The organism is Algoriphagus boritolerans DSM 17298 = JCM 18970 (genome assembly GCF_900108085.1).
GTDB classification, from domain to species: Bacteria; Bacteroidota; Bacteroidia; order Cytophagales; family Cyclobacteriaceae; genus Algoriphagus; species Algoriphagus boritolerans.
In genome coordinates this window covers 72,950-78,066 of record NZ_FNVR01000011.1, presented here as the reverse complement: position 1 = coordinate 78,066, position 5,117 = coordinate 72,950, and the positions used below count along the sequence as shown (strand labels likewise).

Here is a 5,117-nt window from a genome sequence, read left to right as displayed (position 1 = left end):
GGTCATGATGAGTAGCGATCCTTCGGATCTTTTGCCTAGCCAAAGCCGACAGCTACCACCTAAGTTTCTTTTAAAAATTTCAACCACAGTTTTTGAGGAGAAAACCAGCTCCAAAGGAGCCTAACTTTTCATGACCGCGGGTGCAGCCCGTGGTAAAACGATTGACTTAAATGTTTTAGCCCCGAAGGGGTGAAACTTTTTCTTCCCTACTTCCTTTCCACCCAAATTTCTCTAATTTCATGTGTTTATAATTTGATTTTGAATTGCCACATGGAATGCCCTGGATAATCATCACTCTGTGTGAGAAGCCTTTCGCATGGGCATTTCATACAATTGTAAATTCTTGTTCAAGGCCGTATGGAATCTTGTATAACTTTTATCATCTAAAAGGATGACTGTAGGTCGTGCTCGATTGCCTTATAATCATAAAACCACTTTTTGTGAAGGAACTAAAAAAGTTAAATCTGGTAGTTGACGAACCCTGGCTGGAGGCCTATGAACCCAAAATCGAAAAGCGCTTTCAAAACTACCAAAGCGCCATTCGAGCGATCAACGACTTCTCCGGCAGCATCCTCGAGTTTGCTCGGATGCATGAATTCTATGGCGTACACTTCGACAAGCTGCGAAAGGGATGGGTCTATCGGGAATGGGCTCCTGCTGCCAAAGCACTTTTCCTCATGGGAGACTTTAACCGGTGGAACCGAAATTCCCATCCTTTACGAAGCAGTTCCCGGGGCAATTGGGAGATTTTTCTTCCTTACGAGGACTACAAAAACACGTTTATTCATCAAAGCAAAATCAAAGTTCGGGTAATCGGAGCCAATGACACCGATCTGGACCGGATTCCGGCCTACATCCGTAGGGTAGTTCAGGACAAAGAAACCCATGATTTCGCCGGCCAACTCTGGTTTGAGCCACAACCTTATACTTGGTCGGATCAAAACTTTTCCCTCGAAGAAGCCGCCAAGATGCCCCTGATCTATGAGGCACACGTGGGCATGGCTTTGGAAGAGGCAAAGGTCGGAACCTATAAAGAGTTCGAAACGCTGATTCTCCCCCGAATCAAAGCAGGTGGCTACAATGCCATCCAGCTCATGGCCGTGATGGAGCACCCGTATTACGGTTCCTTTGGCTATCACGTTTCTAATTTCTTTGCACCCTCGTCACGATTTGGGACGCCAGAAGAGCTCAAGTCCCTGATCAACACGGCTCACCGCATGGGCATCGCCGTGGTCATGGACATCGTGCATTCCCATGCAGTAAAAAATGTCAACGAAGGCCTCAACGAGTTTGACGGCAGCGACCATCAGTACTTCCACCCCGGCCCAAAAGGCTACCACGAAGGCTGGGACTCCAAGCTTTTCGACTATGGCAAATGGGAAGTGCAGCAGTTTCTACTGTCCAATATCCGCTACTGGATGGAGGAGTTCCACTTTGACGGATTCCGTTTCGATGGGGCCACTTCCATTATATACAATCATCACGGCCTGGTGTCCTTTGATTCGGCGGAGAAATACTTCGACGATGGCGTGGACGAGGACGCTTTATTATATCTCCAACTCGCCAACACACTCATCCATGCTTTGAACCCAAAAGCGCTTTCCATCGCTGAGGAAGTGAGCGGTATGCCGGGACTCTGCCGCAAAGTCGAAGACGGAGGTATCGGCTTCGACTTCCGTCTGGCCATGGGAATTCCCGACTACTGGATCAAGACGCTGAAGCACAAACTGGACGAGCAGTGGGACCTCTTTGAGCTCTGGCACGAACTCACCAATCGACCCAAACTGGAGAAATCCATCGCCTATGCCGAAAGCCACGATCAGGCGCTGGTAGGGGACAAAAGCATCGCCTTCTGGCTCATGGACAAGGAAATGTACTTTTCCATGACCGTGCTGGAGCAAAATCTCGTCGTCGATCGAGGGATCGCTCTCCATAAAATGATCCGCATGATCACCCTTTCGCTGGGTGGCGAAGGTTATCTGAACTTTATCGGCAATGAATTTGGGCATCCTGAGTGGGTAGACTTCCCCCGACTGGGCAATGACTGGAGCTACCAATACGCCCGTCGCCAATGGTCTCTGGTCGACGATCCCCTACTGCGCTATCAGCAGCTCGATCTCTGGGACAAAGCCATGATCCAGCTCGCCAAAGACTACCAACTTCTTGCCTCGGCTCCCGGAGTGCAACTCCACCTCGATCCGGATAAGAAGATTCTGGCTTACGAGCGGGGTGGATTAATCTTCGTTTTCTCCTTCCATCCTACTGAGTCCTATTTCGGTTTCCCGATCCGCGTACCAGAGGCAGGCAGCTACCAGATCCTGCTCAACTCCGATGAAAAAATCTACGGCGGCTTCGAGCGCTTGGATAAAACCATCACTTATCACACAGATCAAGACCAACAGGTGCTATTGTATGTGCCAAATCGGGTGGTGATGGTGATGGGGAGGAAAATGTGAAAAAGTTCAAGCAATCTCTTCATTCAATAGTTAATTTAATCTCATGGCTGAAATTAAAATACAAGAAAAAACCAAGATTGAAAAATTTTTGGAAATGGGTTCTGGTTATGTCTCAAATTTTAGTGACAGGACTTTTAGAGAATTCATTTCCGAAACAGCTGATTTAGACATTGAAGATTCAAAATATCATTTTGCATCAAATTCAAAAGCAAATCGGTTTCGCCAATTCATGAAGGTTGAAGACGACTACACCGTTGGAAAAGTTCTGACTGAAGTATTAAATTATCATTTGGAACATCTAAAAGAGCAAAAAGCAAGCTCTTGGTATAATTTTGACAATGACGAATTTGAGTTAAAGGTATCATTACATAAAGAGTGTCTAAAAATAACTGAAAGATTAAAAGGAAATATTGTAAATAATATTAATGCTATTCGGCCAAATACGGATGACATCGATTTTAAAAAGCTTTCAGAATCAATTAAGGATAGTATCGAAAAGAATCTCCCTGAAATTGCATTAGACAGATTGCATACTTTTGTGATGAAATATATTCGAGAACTATGTAAAAAACATAAAATTGATTTTGATCAAGAAGAAGCTTTACACAGTATTTTTGGCAAATATGTTAAGTTTTTAATATCAAAAAATAATTTAGAATCAGAGATGTCTCAAAGGATACTAAAAACTTCAATTAGTAATCTGGATTCGTTTAATGACATTCGAAACAATAAAAGTTTTGCTCACGATAATCCAATATTAAATTATGAGGAAAGCATATTAATTTTTAATAATATTTCAAGTACTATTAAATTTATTGAGGCACTTGAAAATAATTTTGGAAAAAATCACAAGGAGCATAATACAGATTGGCAAGATTTGAAATTTTAATATACTAAAAAAAATAATTGGTACATTCCCCACTACTCGGCGTAGTCTACATTTTTAAGCTTTGAAGTCCAATTTGGCGCTGGGTGAGTTTGCAACTTCACCCAATCCCACTTTCTTTATCCAAGCTTCTTAAATATTCCGATTAAATAAAACTTATTAAATATTATATCAAATAAAAATTAGACAAATCTATGAAAATTACATCTTTTATATTCGGGATTTTTATAACAATATTTTGCCATATTTCACATGCACAAACCTCAAAAACATCTACTCAATTGAAGGAAATTCAAGGCTTGTACGAAGTGGATAATTCTGGAAATATATCCTATGTAAACATAATTGAAAATCTAAATTTATCTGAAAAAGAAATCTATGATAGAGCCCTAAGCTATTTTATTACCAAATATGGTGATGCAAACTCTGTCATCCAAGAAAAAAATGAGGTTGAAGGTAGAATTATAGGCAAAGGCATTTATCCTAATGTTCATAGTGGCAGTGGACTCGTTACGAGAGTTTTTAGTGCAGTTCATATCTTACGAATTGACATCAAAGAAGGAAGATGCCGTGCAATTCTTACGTTAACTGAATACGATGTGAAAAGCTATGACATGGATGGTAATATGTACCCTTCTAAATATCCAATTACTAATACTTACCCATTCAACCCTAAAGGAGGAGAGAAAAACTTTCACGGACAAGCTTTTGCTAAATCACATCAGAGAGTAGAATTGGAACTAGCTGAACTAGAAAGATCAATTCGCGAAGGGGTGATTTCAAGTGAAACGGCCAAAGACGATTGGTGAAATAGATGCTATATTTACTTAAATAAAATAGTATAATTCTAATTTCATATTAAAATTATATTTCTACCAAGAATAATTATCACCCCCCCTCTAAGCGTAGTCTACTTCTTTTAGCATTGAAGTTCTTTTGACGCTGGGTGTAATTTGCAATTACACCCTCCTATCCTTTCGAATTTGTAATTCGGATAATCTCAAAAATTCTGCGACCTAGGCGTTGAATTTTTCCATAAATTTAAGTCAAACATTAAAATCTATGACTATTCTAGATCTTAAAAAGCACCTCATCCAACGAATCTCCGAAATCAATGACTCCAATTTTCTGGAAGCAATTAAAACCATTTTGGACACCAAATCCGCTGTGATCAGTCTGACCGTAGAACAGCGTGCCGAAATCAAGCAATCGCAAGAGCAGATTAATCAGGGAATTTTTATTACTCAAGATCAACTAGATGAAGAATTTGAGAAATGGGCAGACGAAAACTGATTTGGTCAAATTTGGCCAAAATCAAACTTTTTAAAATTCTGGATTTTTATACTCATCGGAATAAAAGCTCCACTTACTCCAAAAAACTTTATCGCGAATTCAATAAAACTCTACTATTAGTGTCCAAAAATCCTGAAATGGGAATCGAAACTGAATTGGATTCAGTGCGAGGAATTATTGTAAGGGACTTTATTCTTTTCTATGAATTAAGAGCTGAAGAGATCATCGTGCATACAGTGTGGGATACCAGACAAAATCCGGATGATCTGAAAATCAAATAATATTCCATCAATCACTATTCCTAAGCGTAGTGCCCTTGAAGTGCAAATTTACTCTAGCTGTAATTTGCCCGCCCTGCCACCGTACAATTGTCGGGACTGACCCAAGGCTAATTCCGATCACTGTCGGAATTCTTTACGCCTTGTCCTACCCTTCTATCTTTTCGAATTTACAATTCGATCCAAAGCCCTTCTATTCCACTT

The 5,117-nt window shown here is 40.6% G+C and carries 5 protein-coding genes; all 5 read left to right on the top strand.

Annotated elements, in window-relative coordinates:
* Positions 1 to 440: 440 nt before the first annotated feature.
* Positions 441 to 2,456 carry an alpha amylase C-terminal domain-containing protein gene (locus tag C4S61_RS11440; protein ID WP_103924984.1) on the top strand — a complete coding sequence of 672 codons (2,016 nt, stop codon included), beginning with the start codon at positions 441 to 443 and terminating at the stop codon, positions 2,454 to 2,456.
* 43 nt (positions 2,457 to 2,499) lie between these two features.
* A complete protein-coding gene (locus tag C4S61_RS11435) occupies positions 2,500 to 3,345 on the top strand; it encodes an abortive infection family protein (RefSeq protein WP_103924934.1) in 846 nt (281 codons plus the stop codon).
* Positions 3,346 to 3,536: 191 nt separating this feature from the next.
* Positions 3,537 to 4,151 (top strand): DUF4468 domain-containing protein, encoded by a 615-nt coding sequence (locus C4S61_RS11430; protein ID WP_103924933.1) that lies wholly within the window; start codon positions 3,537 to 3,539, stop codon positions 4,149 to 4,151.
* Positions 4,152 to 4,404: 253 nt separating this feature from the next.
* The gene (locus tag C4S61_RS11425) at positions 4,405 to 4,635 is read left to right on the top strand and encodes a hypothetical protein (RefSeq protein WP_103924932.1); all 231 of its coding nucleotides are present in this window, start codon (positions 4,405 to 4,407) and stop codon (positions 4,633 to 4,635) included.
* Positions 4,617 to 4,916, top strand: a complete 300-nt coding sequence (locus C4S61_RS11420; RefSeq protein ID WP_103924931.1) for a type II toxin-antitoxin system RelE/ParE family toxin — start codon at positions 4,617 to 4,619, stop codon at positions 4,914 to 4,916. Before C4S61_RS11425 ends, C4S61_RS11420 begins: the two co-directional genes overlap by 19 nt.
* Positions 4,917 to 5,117: the final 201 nt, after the last annotated feature.